This is a genomic window from uncultured Veillonella sp. (assembly GCF_934230905.1).
GTDB lineage: Bacteria > Bacillota > Negativicutes > Veillonellales > Veillonellaceae > Veillonella.
Window position 1 is genome coordinate 1 of the sequence record NZ_CAKQFJ010000023.1, and the last position, 15,502, is coordinate 15,502.

The window sequence follows — 15,502 nt, forward strand, 5'->3', positions numbered from 1 at the left end:
GGCTAGCTTTTTTAGTTAGAATGCAGGAACAATTGCACCTTGGTATTTATCTTGAATGAATTTTTTGATTTCAGGGCTATGAAGAGCTTCCATCAATTTTTTGATACGAGGGTCGTTTTCATTGCCTTTAAGAACAGTTACGATATTTACGTAAGGGGAATCATTAGATTCGATGAACAATGCATCTTTACCAGGGTTAAGACCTGCGTTCAATGCAAAGTTTGTGTTGATAGCTGCTAGTGCAACGTCGTCGATGGAACGAGGCACTTGAGCTGCTTCTAATTCTACAAATTGGTAATCATTAGGGTTAGAAGCGATATCTTGTACTGTAGATAAGATATTGTTAGAATCTTTTAATGTGATAAGACCTGCTTTTTGTAATAACAATAATGCACGACCACCATTTGTAGGGTCATTAGGAATAGCAATTTTAGCACCCTTAGGAAGATCTTTTAAATCTTTGATTTGACGGGAATATAGACCCATTGGTTCGAGATGAACACCACCAGCAGATACTAGAGGAAGGTTATGAGCTTTTGCGAATTCATCCATGTATGGAGTATGTTGGAAGAAGTTCGCATCGATTTCTTTATCACCCAATGCAAGGTTAGGTGTATTATAATCAGTGAATTCAGTGATTTGTAAATCAATATTATCTTTTGCTAAGATTGGTTTTACTTGCTCTAGAATTTCAGCGTGTGGTACTGCAGTAGCCCCAATTTTTAAAACTTGTTTATCACCGCTGCTAGCTGCCTTATTAGTATCGTTACCGCAACCTGCAATTAATAGCGCACCACCTAGAACAACAGTAGCCGCTAATGCTAAAAATTTGTTCATACAAACACTCTCCTTTTTCGAGAAAATTAAATGCAATTCAATAAGTTTATAGTACTAAATTATTTCCTATTTCGCAACTATGTATTATAAGTTGTTATCCATAACTAAAAGTTATAGGGCTCATTATACGTAAATGTAAAAGATAAGCCACCCTAAATAACTCCACCGGCCGGGTCTGTCTCCGGCCTTCAGCCTCCGCAGGGTCAAAGTCGTAATTTAGGATGGCTTATCTTCTTTTTTTACTTACCTATAATGAGCCCTATACCTAATAGTAATTGGTATAATATAGCAGCACCAGCGGTAGTACCCATGGCTTTATCTAATTTGATTTCGTCAACCTGAGTGTAGAATGTTTTGATGGTTTTAAATGCTGGAATAATGGCTATTAATGTGAGTAATGCTGGAATTGGTAAAACTTTCAAATAGATCCATGCACCAATCCAGATAAAGTTAAAGATATAGGCGATGCTCATAAGGCTGATGGCGCGGTCTCGGCCTAATATAATTGGTAATGTGTGACGACCGTGTTTTTCATCGTTTCGAATATCTCGAATATTGTTGGTAAGCATAATGGAGCCCACCAATAATGTGGCTGGGAGGGCAGGAATTAAGAATGCTAATGAAAGCTCACGAGTCCACGCATAGCCTGTAATGAGGACGATGGCGAAACCCATGGCGATGCCGGATGAGATTTCCCCAAATGGTGTGCGGGAAATCGGCTTTGGGCCACCTGAATACAAAAAACTAATTAAAATACAGATAATACCGGCTGGAATGTACCACCATGTAATGGTGGATGATAGGTATAGGCCGATAATGATAGGTACAATCATAAGAACCTTAATCATGGTGGAGATGAGTTTCGGCGTTATTGCACCACGTGTAAGGGATCCGGCGTTACCAATTTTTTGTCCTGCATCAAGGCCGGATTTAAAATCTTTCAATTCATTCCATAAATTGGCGATGATTTGAGCCGATACGACAGCCAAAAAAATAAGAATTGTATGGAATATAGCGAGCCCTGTGCCATGAAGTGCACCAAAAGCGTAATAACTAAATGCGGCGCCTAAGATGGTTGGCCCTAGTGCAGCGGCCAATGTGCGAGGCCTAGTAAGTGGAATTAATTCTTGTATCATGATAGTGTGGCGAAATGCCAGCTCCTTTCTGCTAAAAATACGTTTTCTTATCACTAAGTATTGTATAGTACATTAGGGGAAATGTAAATTTTAGAGCCCTATCATGTAGGTATAATCATATAGTATAATATTATATGTATATTTAAAATTCTTAAATTAAAGTTATCAATATAATTATAGTGATTATATGTTCACGAGGTGAGACTATGAAGGCGTGGAGTAAAAAGGTAATGACACTAGCGTGTGCTACTTGTTTAACCGCAGGTATGGCAGCTGTGGCTTGTGCCGATACAATTGATTTAGGTTATGGTCAGTACGCTACCACTGATAATGGTGTACATGCAACAGCTATAGACACGATTCCAACGAATCCTACTTTCAGAACAATGGAACAAAATAAGGTGATTCAAACTGCTAATGAACGAGTTGTAAAATCTATGAATGACCGTATAAAAACATCCTATCCAATAGTAAAAGAAGAATTTAAAGGTACTGTTGTAGACGGATATAGTTTATATCAATTGTCTGGCGATAGTGCATTAGGTCACCATACGGGGTGGCTGCTTACGTATAATATAAATAAAGAGGCGATTAATTATCTTAATCGTATAACTACTCAAATTGTTAATGCAGCAATGGCTGATAAACAAGTGAAAGCACAATCTGTTAGCGAGCCTTACACAAAATCTAATGCAGAGGCATTTATTTCTAAAATGGCCATAGTTACGCTTGATCGCAAGATGTTAGAACCTCAAATTGCAAACCTAAATGCTACCATGCATCGGGATATGATTAAAACAATACAACAAAGTACTATGCAAGATGCATCATTATCACAAAGGGATAGGGAAAGCATTCAAGAGGGGGTAGATCTTTTTAAGAAAGTCATTCCTAACTTTACCTTGGATGCCACAGAAATATCATCTAAACCGTATACATCTAAATTTGGTACTATGGCAAGTATGAATATGCGCGGCAGCTTACGTTATGATGGCTTTGTATTGCCAGGTGCCTTAACTATGTATGACATACCACAAAATGAAGGGCTTACACTACAAATTTTAGCCACCGAAGATACAAGTCGTGATTACTGGACAGGACAATTAGAATCCATATATAGGTTAAAAAGCCTAAAGGGAGGAAATAAATAATGAAACCTTTAAAAACTCTTGTATTAGCAGCATGTTTAGTGGGTGCTGTGACTAGTTTTGCGGGCGCAAAGGATGTAAAAACATTAGCAGGGACAATGTCTGTTCCTAATGCCGTTACGGTGGCAACCGCATCTAATACAGATTCTGTGGACATTATTAAGGATTTGCTTATCAAGGATAATGCGAAACCAACTACGAAAAAAAGTACACGTCAAAGTAATGATGAAGCATTGTCTGCATTAAACCAAATGGGTATTTCTTATGATGTGTATCAATTACAAGGAGAGGATAAAACTGGTCAAAAAGATGCATTATTGGTGGCTGTAGATCTAAAAACGGCGGCTAATGCTTTGTTTGATAATCCTAAGGCTAATACGTCTGTCCTTCCTGTATTAGCGATACTCAATAACGGTGAATTGGATCCGATTACAGAGCAGCTCATGTTGACTACGGTTAATAATCTGTTACCAAAAGAATCTAAAACATTTACATTGCCAGATAAAAATATTCCTGGTTCTATATATGTAAGTGCTGGTAAAGATTACAGTGCTGCTGTTGGGTTTGTTAGTGATAGTAAAACACCTACTACAATTACTGTAGAAAATACAGAATTGATGGAAAAAATGAATCACACTAAGTATCAAACATATACAGTGGGCTCGCGTGTATTAGTTGACGCAGGAGGTATTAAATTTCCTTATTATGTGAAGGTTGCTCTCGTGATGAATCCACAAAAACCAACAGCATTCTTGGCATTAACTAGCGATGTACAACGTCAATATTTTATGCCAATCTTCACGGAAGCTTTTAGTTCAATTAAATAACATTGAAAAAAATCGATATTAATGTATAATTTAGATAGTAATATATAATTTAGATAGTAATATATAATTTAAATAAATAATATATGTATTGTTTAAAGGAGTCATATTATGAAAACAATTCACACAGATAAAGCGCCTGCAGCAGTAGGCCCATATTCCCAAGCTAAGGTTTCCGGTGGTTTTTTGTTTGCCTCTGGTCAAGTAGCGATTAATCCTGCTACAGGTTCTGTAGTAGAAGGTGGTATTGAAGCACAAACGGAACAAGTATGTAAAAATATTGAAGCTGTATTAGCAGAAGCTGGTTCTGATTTCTCTAAGGTTATTAAAACAACTTGCTTCTTAGCTGATATCAATGACTTCAAACCATTTAACGAAGTATATGCAAAGTATTTCACATCTAAACCAGCTCGCTCTTGCGTGGCTGTAAAAGATCTTCCATTGGGCGTAGCAGTAGAAGTGGAAATTATTGCGGAAGTATAATATGGATTATATTTCATTATTACAGAAAGAGATGCGCCCCGCTTTTGGATGTACAGAGCCAATTGCGTTGGCTTATGCAGCTGCTAAGGCGGCATCCGTATTGGATGAGTTTCCAAATCATATTTATGCACGATGCAGTGCGAATATTATAAAGAATGTAAAATCCGTGGTTATTCCTAACTCTGGTGGTCGCAAAGGATTGGCGGCGGCAGCTATACTGGGTGCTATTGTAGGTCATCCTGAACGAGAACTAGAGGTACTTGAGTCTGCTACTGATGAAGATCGTAAGTGGTTAGGTATGTTATTAGATTCCGGCTTTTGCACTGTAGAACTAGCGGAAGGTGTAGATAATCTCTATATTGAAATTACTGCAACAACAGATGAACATAGAGCAGTAGTGCGTATAGAACATGCACACACAAATATTACTTATGTATCTGTAGACGATGAAATAGTGGATGAAACAGTTAGCGATATTCGTCAGGCTGAAAACAGTACATATCCAATGACGTTTGATAGCATTTACGAATTTGCAAAAACAGGGGATATTTCCGGTATTTTACCTAGTATTAAACAACAGGTAGAATACAATACGGCTATTTCTAATGAAGGCTTGTCCAATGATTATGGAGCCAATATTGGTCGATTATTACTTCTCGATGACGAGATACCATCTTTGGAAACTAAGTGTAAAGCTCGTGCTGCAGCTGGATCTGATGCGCGTATGAGTGGGTGTCCGTTACCTGTTGTTATCTGCTCTGGTTCTGGTAATCAAGGCTTGACCGTATCCATGCCGATTATTACAACGGCGGAAGAACTGGGTAAAAGTGATGATGACCTATATCGTGCTCTTGTATTTGCTAATTTGTTAACACTGTATGTTAAATCCGGCATTGGTAAACTTTCTGCATACTGTGGCGTTGTGTCAGCTGGTATTGTAAGTGTGGCTGGTATAGCCTTTTTGAAAGGTGATAGCAAAGATATTATCGAAGATACACTTGTAAATGGTCTTGTTAGTCTATCTGGTATCGTATGTGATGGGGCGAAACCATCTTGTGCTGGTAAAATTGCCATCTCTTTAGATGGCGCTTTTATGGGCTATAAACAAGCTCGTCTTAATAAAAGCTATCAAAAGGGTGATGGCCTTGTGGCACACTCTGTTGATGATACGATCAAAAGTATCGGTGTCGTTGCACAAGGCATGAAAGAAACCGATGTGGTTATTTTGAATGAAATGTTAAAACATTAATTGGTTCTATATGTGGACAATATTTTGTCCTAGAAATAAGAAAACAGCGTTATGACTAGCTTGGTCATAACGCTGTTTTTCTAATATTATTGTAATTTTTTAGGATCCTTTAATAGCAATGAAGCGCCTAGCCCCACAATTAGGAATGGGACCAGTGTCATCATGGCTAAAGGTAGAGAGTAGGTATCTGCTAAATTTCCTACAATTGGTGCGATGATACCACCGATTGTTTGACTTACACCGAGGGTTATACCGGAGGCAAATCCTATACTTTTAGCTAGGTATGTTTGTCCCAGTACAATCACAGGGCTGTAACTGATGGCTTTTGCAGCACCAATCATAAGCAAAATTAAATAGGCTAGTGGCATCATAATGGATATGGAAAACTGAGGTACTTGAGTTAATAGGAACATGGCTGGCAACCAAATTAGTAGGGAGAGTCTAATGATGTTGATAGGGCCGTATTTGTCGCCTAATAATCCACCAATATAGGTCATAAAGATACCGATACTAAAAAATATGGTTAATGCAAAACTACCTTGTTCTGGACTAGTACCTAGTTCATGGGTCCAGAAGATAGGGATAAACGCATTAATAACACGGAAATTAACTGATTGGCTTAAGATGATAATGAATAATATACCAAAATATTTCCAATAATTTTTGAGTGGTTTAGCGGTTACCGTAGAATTTTCAGTGGCAACGGCTTGATCGATAGTCCGTGCATGAGCTACGATACGAGGCATGAGCATGAATAGAATGGTAGATATAATAATGCCGACTACTGTGAAAGCTGCTAGACCATGTGCACCTACTGTATAGGCGATGGCACCTGCAAATAGAGGGCCAAAAGCAAAACCTGAACTACCGCCGATGGCAAAGGTTCCCATAGCCTTCCCTTTTTTTCCACCTCCGAGGCGATTCATAATTTTTGCTCCTTCAGGATGGAATATGGAAGAGCCTACACCTGCTAATGTAGCGCATACAAGGAGACTTTCATAAGATGAAACAAAACCCATCATCCCCATACTACATGCGGATAATAGAGTGCCTGCCGCGATGAGGCGTGGTTGATTGAGCTTGTCTGAAATATACCCTAGCAATGGCTGGAGTAATGACGATAATGCTGTATTCGCTAAGATAAGAAAACCCGCTTGCTCCAAGGACAGCCCATATGTATAGATAAACAGTGGTAATAATGCAGGTAATACACTTTGGCACGCGTCGTTAATCATGTGACTCAGCGTAATGAGATAGGGATAATATTTTTGCATAGTAGACCTCTTTGAAAAATAAAACCTAGATAACATCCGTATTGGATGTATCTAGGTTTATCTATTGTATCTCTATTGTTATTCAAAAGAATGGCAGAGGAGGAGGGATTTGAACCCCCGCGCCGGTTGCCCGACCTACCGCATTTCGAGTGCGGACCCTTCAGCCTCTTGGGTACTCCTCCGTGCTTTACGACGCTCTTTAAAAAAATCTTTCATCAATTGGCTACATTCATCAGCGAGGATGCCTGCTTGTAATTGTGGTTCATGATTTAATCCCGGATGAGATAATACATTAAACAGTGATTCTACAGCGCCTCCTTTGTAGTCGCTAGCACCATATACAACGCGGTCAATACGGCTGTTAATAATGGCTCCTGCGCACATTGGACACGGCTCTATCGTAACATACAGGGTGCATCCAGTCAACCGCCAGCGATTTAGGCTATTACACGCTTCACGAATAACGAGCACCTCGGCGTGAGCTGTTGCATCATGATCGAGTTCCCGGCGGTTATGGTGACGTGAAATGATTTGATTATTGTGGACTAAAATAGCACCAATTGGAATCTCGCCAAGGGCATAAGCCTTTTTTCCTTCTTCGATGGCAAGTTTCATAAAGTATTCGTCACGACTATGTTCGTCCATCGTATTTAGTTCGGGTGATAGTATATGGTCTTTTGTCATTATCGCACCTCTTAATGTATAATATCTTACATAGAGTCTATCATATTTAGTCATATTTTTGCGAATAGATTTAATCGTTATATCAGTTGTTTGTGTGAGGCTTGTATGGATATTATTTGGTATATGTTTGATATGATTGGCACCGTCGCATTTGCCGTATCAGGGGCCCTCGTAGGGGTGTCACGTAAGATGGATATTTTTGGCATGGCAGTACTTGCATTGGCTACCGCTATTGGGGGTGGTGTGATTCGTGATGTACTATTAGGTTATTTCCCGCCAAACTCACTTCGTAATGTAGTGTACGTTATCGTTGTTCTTGTGGTAACGTTCATCGTATTTGTGATTTATAATAGTCGCTATCATCGTAACATAATGGGACCTCGTAGTCGTGCTAGCTATTTGTTTGCTGATGCTCTAGGCTTGGCATCCTTTACTGTAACTGGTGCTTCCGCTGGGTATACATTATATCCAGAATTGCCTATATTTATTGTTTTATTAGGTACGATTACTGCTGTAGGTGGTGGTATTTTACGCGATATGTTGGCACAGCGAGTGCCTTCTGTACTGAAAGAAGACGTATATGCATTGCCTAGTATTATTGGAGGTATAGCATATTATCTTTTAGTCATTAGCGATTGGATGGGGCAGGCCGTATATGGTGCTTTCACTATCGTTCTCGTCATTCGCTTACTAGCGATTAAATATCACTGGAGTTTACCGCGCGTCAGATGATAAATTGGTTTTATGCGATATATTTGCCAAATTATGACTAAGTGATATAATTGTAATATTAGTTACTTTTTAAAATGATTGTATCCCTTGCAATAATTGTGAAATGGTACGCACGTTCGTACTTAATGAAGGAGTTTAACGTATGTCTAAAAAATGGTTGAAGGTAGCTTTAATGGTTACGGCTATTGCTACAGGTACATCCATTCAAGTTGATGCGGAAACTGTATTATATGTTCCGCAAGATGATCGCCCTGTAAGTTTACAATATACAGTTGATACTGCTAAGGCTGCAGGTATGACGGTATTAACACCACCACAAAATTTGATTTCTGGTAAAACCTATAAAGGCCAAGCCGATCAAATTTGGAATTGGGTAGAACAAAATGCAGGTAGAGCTGATGTTATGGTATTAAGTACAGATACCTTAATCTATGGTGGTCTTGTAGATTCGCGTAAGCATAATTTGCCATTGAGTACATTGGAAAGTCGATTGAAACGTATTGAATCTCTTAAGGCCAATCATAAAAATACACGCATTTATGGTTTTGGTACTGTCATGCGTTCTCCGCGCGCTAGTGGAGGTGGCACTGAACCATCCTACTATGCAGACTATGGTCCAACTATATTCCAAATTGCTGCATTACAAGATAAATTGGATGAGGGCACATTAACACAAGCAGAAACGCAAAAATTGATGAGCTTGCAAGCTTCTGTGCCAATTGAATATTTACAAGATTGGTTCTCTCGCCGTCAAAAAAATATGCAAGTAAACAAGGATTTGATTGATGAAGCTCGTAATGGTGTATTTTCATACTTTGCATTGGGGCATGATGACACATCTCAATTATCTCAATCCGCTTTGGAAGGGCGTTATTTAAATCAGTACTCCAAAGGCATTCCACGTACCCAATATGGTAGCTTCCCTGGGGCAGATCAACTTGGTTTGTTGTTAATGGCTCGTTCTCGTACGGATGGTAGTGCAGAAAAACCGACGTTCTCCGTGATTTATCCGCTCGGTGGTGCTGGTAAAACCTTGCCAGGTTACGAAGATCAAACCATTGATAAGACGATTGCGGAACACGTAGAGGCTGTAGGTGGCACTATGACAACAGCTGGAAAACCAACTGTCCTTCTCGCTGTTAATACACCTCTTTCGACAAGCACATCTGAGTCCGAAACCTTTGGTAATTTCCCAATGATTTCACAAGCTACGAATGCCTTTGTAGATCGTATTCAACAAGCTACAGAGCAAGGTGTAAATGTAAGTATTGCTGATATTGCATATAATAACGGCTCTGATAATACCTTGTTAGGTGCTTTATACAAACGCGATTTACTCTATAAAATCGGTGCTTACAATGGTTGGAATACAGCTAGTAACACGGTAGGGTATGCTATTGCACAAGGCTTATTGTTACAATCTATGTCTCCAGAAGGTCATCGAGATATGTTGACACAACAATACTTAGATAATTGGGCATACCAAGCCAATATCCGCAAAGACATTTATCGTATGCAAGATTCCATTCGTACCGACAATGTACGCTACTCTGGTGATTTGAATTCAAAATTAGAAGAGTATTTACAAGAACGTGTACAAGATTTCAGTGAAACTTATTTGAAGATAGATCCACGTACCGTTAAGGCTACATTCCCATGGGGCCGTTTGTTTGAAACGGATATTACCGTTTATGATAAACCAGTAGTACCACTTCAAAAAGAAATTCGTATGCAACGTGAAGAAGAGGCGAAGAGACAGGCCGAAGCTGCAGCAGCTGCGGCTGCACAAGCTAATGGCCAATCGCAACCAGCTCCAGCTGCTGCGCCAACTACAACGACTCAGGCTACACCAGCTGTAACTGCGACAACGGTAGTACATCAAGCGGCGACTTCACCTCGTATTGTTCCTACACCGGCCATTGTGCCACAACAATAGGCGCCTATGAAACGATCGTTTTTGCCTGAAATAACCTATATGCGTGGTCTTTGTATGCTTGGAGTTATTGGTATTCATGTTGGTTCTTACGCATTACAAAATCCATTTGTTAATTTACAACTTATTAGCGTATTGGAAATCTTATCTCGCTTTGCAGTGCCCGCATTCTTCTTTTTGTCAGCGTTTGGTCTGTTTTACCATACATCGGTACATGATTCATTTAGCTACAAGGATTTTATGAAACGACGCTTTCAAGTGGTGTTTTATCCGTACATTGTGTGGTCCCTGTTTTATCTTGTCTATACGGGGACAACGGCGCACAATTTTGGAAATCTTCACCCAGGGCTATTAGTCGTGAATCTTTTATTTGGTAACAGCATGTACCATTTATATTTCATGGTTATATTAGTGTGGTTCTATGTGATGATGCCTGTATGGCGTATGATGGTACGATTGATTTTGAAAGCGCCCATCCCTTGGCTCCTTAGCTTATTTATCATTCAATTAGGTGTTGATTTTATATCTTCCTATCGATTGGGGGCATGGGTCACGCAGAACTTTAGCGACTCTCCGGCTATAAAATATCTTTTTGATATGCGCCTTAACTATTGGGTGATTCATTATATATGGATATTCCTCTTTGGCGCTGTAGTAGCTGAGAGATATGAACAGGTAAAAGAGTATATGTGGCGATATCGATATATTTTGGCTGTTTGTGCTATTCTATCTGTCCTTTCCATGTTAGGTGCTTATTATTATGTAATGGACGTATGGCATTATACGGTGCTCGAAGCGATTTACACGGTACATCAGTTGAGTCCAATGGGTGTATTCTATACGGCATTGGGTACATTGTTTAGCTTATTTCTATTCCAAGTGATGCCCCTCAACAATACGATGGAGGCATTCTGGTCACAAATTGGGGATACCTCATACGGTATTTACTTAGCGCATCCGTTTTGGTTGTTGATTATGACCGGTATAATGGCTAAGTACAATTTGTTATTTACAGTGCCTCATGTAGTATTGCTGTATGTGATGGCTGTAGGACTATCTTATTTAACTACAGTAGGGTTAAAGCAAATACCAAAACCAATTCGAAAATATATTCTTGGTAATTAGTTAATGGATAGTGGCTCATTAGGTCAGCGATATAAATCATTAGAGTATAATCCGCTCTTACCATAACTTATAGTTATCGGTATGGAGCGGATTTTTTCATGACTAAAATGAAAACTTTCACAGTGTAAAGTGTGAAAATTGATAGGTGATTGTGCTATAATACAATCATACTGATTAGAGTTACAACAAGGAAAATGAGGTGCTCTTATGCAAGAATTAACATATTTTAACGGTGAATTTGTTGAACCCGGTGCAAAGGTTATTAGTATTGATGACCGCGGTTACTTATTTGGTGATTCTGTATATGAAGTTGTACGTGTTACAAAGGGTCGTTGTTTTGCATTATCCTATCATCAAGATCGTCTATATCGATCCATGCGTGAAATGGATATTCCTGTAAAAATGACACCTGATGATTTAACAGAACTTCACGAAATTTTGATTGAACAAAGTGAAATCAAAGAGGGGTATATTTATTTACAAATTTCTCGTGGTGTAGCGCCACGTCATCATGCATATGACCGGTCTAAATTAGAGCCACAAATGCTCATGTCTATTCACGCTCTTGATATGGATGAGGTGAATAAGGTGGAAACTGGTGTTAAGGCCATAGCGTTGCCTGATGAACGGTGGGACCATGTAGATATTAAAACTACGAATTTGATTCCTAATATTTTGGCTCAAACTAAGGCGGAAAAGAAATTTGCTTATACAGCAATGTTCTTCCGTGATGGCATTTGTACCGAAGGGGCTACATCAAATGTATTTGCCGTAAAAGATGGCATTCTGTATACACATCCAGCGGATAATCATATTTTAAAAGGTATTACACGCCAAATGATTATTACTCGGGTGGCACCATCTTTGGGCGTTACTGCTATTGAAAAAGAATTTGATCGCGCTTTTGTTGATGACGCAGATGAACTATTCTTTACCGATACAATTGGTGGCGTTATTCCGATTATCAAACTCGACAGAAATCCTGTAGCTGATGGAAAACCAGGTACAGTGACTATGAAATTACGTCATGGTCTAGAGAAATTAATGGAAGAAGGCTTAGCTTAATCTAGTTTGACTATAGATATTGGTATTCTGTAACTATAGTGGCTACTAAGGGGAGCTTTCATAAAGAAAGGACATATTTTGATTACATTAGAACACATTAGCAAGGTCTATGAAGGTGCTAATCGTGTAGAAGCGCTGAAGGATATTAGCCTCACTATTGAGAAGGGGCAAATCTACGGCATTATCGGTCAATCAGGGGCTGGTAAATCTACATTGATTCGTTGCATCAATATGCTGGAAGCCCCTACATCGGGTTCTGTTATCGTAGACGGCACAGATTTGACGAAATTGAGTGCTAGTGAATTGCGTAAAGCACGTAAACACATTGGTATGATTTTCCAACATTTTAATCTTTTATCATCACGCACTGTTTATGACAATGTGGCGTTTCCATTGGAATTGCAAGGGTTGAGCAAATCAGAAATCAAGGAACGAATCACACCGATTCTTGATATCGTAGGTTTATCTGAACGGGTAAATAATTACCCGTCTCAATTATCTGGTGGTCAAAAGCAACGCGTTGGTATTGCTCGTGCATTAGCATCTAATCCTAAGGTATTGTTATGCGATGAAGCCACATCTGCATTGGATCCACAAACGACAGAATCTATCTTAAAATTATTGAAAGATATCAATGAACGAATGGGACTTACCATTGTGCTCATTACCCATGAAATGCATGTTATTCGTGAGATTTGTGATCGCGTGGCAGTTATTGAGGGGGGCGTCATCTTAGAAGAAGGTAGTACTGTTGAGGTATTTACAAATCCGAAGAAACCGACAACAAAAGATTTTGTTGGTTCTGTAGTAAGTGATAACCTACCACAAGAAGCCCTCGAGCATCTTGAATTATATGATGATTGGATTGCAGGTACGTCACCACTTGTAAAATTAAAATTTACAGGACAAGCTACCGATGAGCCTGTTGTAGCAGGTTTGGTTCGTCGTTTCGACCTAGATGTAAGTATCTTATTTGGTGGGATTGACTATATTCAAAATACTAGTGTCGGTCGCCTCATCGTTGTTTTAAATGGCGATCCAATGAAAGCTAAAGAGGGTCTAGATTACATTAGAACATTACCAATTGAAAGCGAGGTGATCGGTTATGTCAGAGCAAGTCGTTAAATTATTGCTAACCGGTACCTTAGATACATTGCAAATGACTGTTATTTCTACAATCATGGCAATGATTATTGGTATTCCACTCGGTGTTGTATTGGTGGTAACATCTAAAGGGCATATTTTAGAGAATACCGCACTTAATAAAGTTCTTGGTGCCATTGTTAATGCCACACGTTCTATTCCATTTATCATCTTAATGGTAGCTATCATTCCGTTTACGCGTATGGTTGTTGGAACTTCCATTGGTACTACAGCAGCTTGTGTACCTTTGACGTTAGCGGCTATTCCATTTTTGGCACGTTTAGTTGAAACATCTATTAAGGATATTCAATTTGGTGTTATTGAAGCAGCTCAATCGATGGGGGCAAGCCCATTCCAAATTATCCGTAAAGTTTTATTGCCAGAAGCTTTACCAACGCTGATTGATAATGTCACTGTGCTTATCGTTAATTTGATTGGCTATTCCGCTATGGCTGGTGCTATCGGTGGTGGTGGCCTTGGTGATATTGCTATTCGCTATGGTTACCAACGTTTCCAAGGGGATATTATGCTCGCTACAATCATTATTCTTATCATTATGGTTCAAGTTATCCAAATGATTGGCGATGGCTTGTCTAAAGCAATGAATAAGAAGTAGGAGGCGTTATGAGCGTCAATGAAAAATTGAGAAGTGCTCAACATGACGAGCTTTTTGAAGGTATATTACAACTTCAAAATGTAGAAGAATGCTATGCATTTTTTGAGGATATTTGTACTGTTAACGAACTAAAAGCGTTATCACAACGGTTACAAGTGGCTAAGATGCTACGTGCTGGTGATAGTTATGAAACAATTGTTGAAGAAACGGGTGCTAGTACAGCTACCATTAGTCGTGTGAAACGATGTCTTGTGTATGGGGCCGATGGTTATACAGTAGTATTAGATCGATTAGCAGACGCAAAATAAATTTAATATATTCGTAATAGAACAAATTCTTACAACGGTGGCTGATGGTCACCGTTGTTTTGTCTTTAGCACTATTGTTTTTACCTACACGAATGGTAAAATGATACTATACATGTAATGTGTGAGATATGGGAGGCGTATATGGACTGGCTTATCTCAATAACCGGATTGCCTTATGATATGATAATACTTATACTACTTGGAGTAGCAGGGGCATTTGCCGGTTTTGTTGACTCTATAGTGGGCGGTGGTGGATTGATTTCGGTACCAGCCATGTTACTAACCAATTTACCACCTAGTATGGCATTAGGTAGTAATAAAATGTCTAGCATCTTTGGTGCAGGCAGTGCATCAATTACTTTTTTACGAAATAATATGGTTGATTTTGGTTTAGTTCGTAAATTATTGCCTTTTACATTTATTGGCTCGATGCTTGGTACAATGGCTGTTGTATCGCTACCTCCGCTATATGTTAAACCGATTATCATTGTATTGCTTGTGGCTGTTACATTATTTGTGGTGTTTAAGAAAAACTGGGGCGAAGTGAATCGGACCTCTCAAGTAATGGGGCGCACATTATATATTTGTATGGCTTTTGCACTAGGTATCGGTGTTTATGATGGGTTTATTGGGCCTGGTACCGGTACATTTCTCATTATGGGATTTGTCTTTACGGGATTTGATTTTCTGCATGCCTCAGCTAATGCTAAAATTTTGAATTTTGTCAGTAATTTAGCATCCTTATTAGTGTTTTTATATTTAGGATATGTCAATATAATGTATGGCCTTGCTGCTGCAGTAGGCCAAGTTATTGGTGCTTATTTAGGATCTCATTTAGCAATCGCTAAAGGATCATCCTTAGTACGTGTTGTATTTTTGTCGGTTACGACAGTTATGTTATTAAAATTAGTATATGATTATATTTCTACGTTATAGGAGGTGTGA

Annotated in this window: 16 protein-coding genes and 1 tRNA gene; 12 read left to right on the top strand and 5 right to left on the bottom strand. The window is 39.0% G+C overall.

The genetic code is table 11. From position 1 onward, the window contains the following. Nucleotides 1-15 precede the first annotated feature (15 nt). Both Q0E20_RS07065 and Q0E20_RS07070 read right to left on the bottom strand, forming a co-directional pair. Nucleotides 16-837, bottom strand: coding sequence for a MetQ/NlpA family ABC transporter substrate-binding protein (locus tag Q0E20_RS07065; RefSeq protein ID WP_295998292.1), 822 nt, complete (start codon nucleotides 835-837; stop codon nucleotides 16-18). Nucleotides 838-1,076: 239 nt separating this feature from the next. After that, nucleotides 1,077-1,973 (bottom strand): prenyltransferase, encoded by an 897-nt coding sequence (locus Q0E20_RS07070; protein WP_295998295.1) that lies wholly within the window; start codon nucleotides 1,971-1,973, stop codon nucleotides 1,077-1,079. A 206-nt stretch (nucleotides 1,974-2,179) separates the two neighbouring features. Here Q0E20_RS07070 and Q0E20_RS07075 point away from each other — a divergent pair, with 206 nt between their 5' ends. From Q0E20_RS07075 to Q0E20_RS07090, 4 genes are all read left to right on the top strand, one after another. After that, a complete protein-coding gene (locus Q0E20_RS07075; protein WP_295998298.1) occupies nucleotides 2,180-3,124 on the top strand; it encodes a glutamyl-tRNA amidotransferase in 945 nt (314 codons plus the stop codon). After that, nucleotides 3,124-3,948 (top strand): hypothetical protein, encoded by an 825-nt coding sequence (locus Q0E20_RS07080; RefSeq protein ID WP_295998301.1) that lies wholly within the window; start codon nucleotides 3,124-3,126, stop codon nucleotides 3,946-3,948. The genes Q0E20_RS07075 and Q0E20_RS07080 overlap by 1 nt, the downstream gene beginning before the upstream one ends. Nucleotides 3,949-4,056: 108 nt before the next feature. Then, nucleotides 4,057-4,428, top strand: a complete 372-nt coding sequence (locus Q0E20_RS07085; protein WP_295998303.1) for a RidA family protein — start codon at nucleotides 4,057-4,059, stop codon at nucleotides 4,426-4,428. A gap of 1 nt (nucleotide 4,429) precedes the next feature. After that, nucleotides 4,430-5,677, top strand: a complete 1,248-nt coding sequence (locus tag Q0E20_RS07090) for a serine dehydratase subunit alpha family protein (RefSeq protein ID WP_295998306.1) — start codon at nucleotides 4,430-4,432, stop codon at nucleotides 5,675-5,677. An 86-nt stretch (nucleotides 5,678-5,763) separates the two neighbouring features. Here the strand turns inward: Q0E20_RS07090 and Q0E20_RS07095 are convergent, their stop codons facing one another. From Q0E20_RS07095 to tadA, 3 genes are all read right to left on the bottom strand, one after another. Then, the gene (locus tag Q0E20_RS07095) at nucleotides 5,764-6,951 is read right to left on the bottom strand and encodes an MFS transporter (protein ID WP_295998309.1); all 1,188 of its coding nucleotides are present in this window, start codon (nucleotides 6,949-6,951) and stop codon (nucleotides 5,764-5,766) included. A gap of 91 nt (nucleotides 6,952-7,042) precedes the next feature. Further along, nucleotides 7,043-7,133: transfer RNA gene (locus Q0E20_RS07100), tRNA-Ser, on the bottom strand. Beyond that, nucleotides 7,087-7,635, bottom strand: coding sequence for a tRNA adenosine(34) deaminase TadA (tadA, locus tag Q0E20_RS07105; RefSeq protein WP_295998383.1), 549 nt, complete (start codon nucleotides 7,633-7,635; stop codon nucleotides 7,087-7,089). The genes Q0E20_RS07100 and tadA overlap by 47 nt, the downstream gene beginning before the upstream one ends. A 105-nt stretch (nucleotides 7,636-7,740) precedes the next feature. Here tadA and Q0E20_RS07110 point away from each other — a divergent pair, with 105 nt between their 5' ends. From Q0E20_RS07110 to Q0E20_RS07145, 8 genes are all read left to right on the top strand, one after another. Next, nucleotides 7,741-8,367 carry a trimeric intracellular cation channel family protein gene (locus Q0E20_RS07110; RefSeq protein ID WP_295998312.1) on the top strand — a complete coding sequence of 209 codons (627 nt, stop codon included), beginning with the start codon at nucleotides 7,741-7,743 and terminating at the stop codon, nucleotides 8,365-8,367. A gap of 142 nt (nucleotides 8,368-8,509) precedes the next feature. After that, nucleotides 8,510-10,303: a DUF4127 family protein gene (locus tag Q0E20_RS07115; RefSeq protein WP_295998316.1), complete on the top strand. Its 1,794-nt coding sequence runs from the start codon at nucleotides 8,510-8,512 to the stop codon at nucleotides 10,301-10,303. A 6-nt stretch (nucleotides 10,304-10,309) separates the two neighbouring features. Then, complete coding sequence (locus tag Q0E20_RS07120; RefSeq protein WP_295998319.1) at nucleotides 10,310-11,425, top strand: acyltransferase; 1,116 nt, start codon at nucleotides 10,310-10,312, stop codon at nucleotides 11,423-11,425. A 207-nt stretch (nucleotides 11,426-11,632) separates the two neighbouring features. Beyond that, nucleotides 11,633-12,490: an aminotransferase class IV gene (locus Q0E20_RS07125; protein ID WP_295998322.1), complete on the top strand. Its 858-nt coding sequence runs from the start codon at nucleotides 11,633-11,635 to the stop codon at nucleotides 12,488-12,490. Nucleotides 12,491-12,568: 78 nt separating this feature from the next. Then, nucleotides 12,569-13,615: a methionine ABC transporter ATP-binding protein gene (locus tag Q0E20_RS07130; RefSeq protein WP_295998326.1), complete on the top strand. Its 1,047-nt coding sequence runs from the start codon at nucleotides 12,569-12,571 to the stop codon at nucleotides 13,613-13,615. Then, nucleotides 13,596-14,249 (top strand): methionine ABC transporter permease, encoded by a 654-nt coding sequence (locus Q0E20_RS07135; RefSeq protein ID WP_295998329.1) that lies wholly within the window; start codon nucleotides 13,596-13,598, stop codon nucleotides 14,247-14,249. Before Q0E20_RS07130 ends, Q0E20_RS07135 begins: the two co-directional genes overlap by 20 nt. Nucleotides 14,250-14,257: 8 nt before the next feature. Next, a complete protein-coding gene (locus tag Q0E20_RS07140; protein WP_295998332.1) occupies nucleotides 14,258-14,557 on the top strand; it encodes a YerC/YecD family TrpR-related protein in 300 nt (99 codons plus the stop codon). A gap of 141 nt (nucleotides 14,558-14,698) precedes the next feature. Next, nucleotides 14,699-15,493, top strand: a complete 795-nt coding sequence (locus Q0E20_RS07145; RefSeq protein ID WP_295998335.1) for a TSUP family transporter — start codon at nucleotides 14,699-14,701, stop codon at nucleotides 15,491-15,493. Nucleotides 15,494-15,502: the final 9 nt, after the last annotated feature.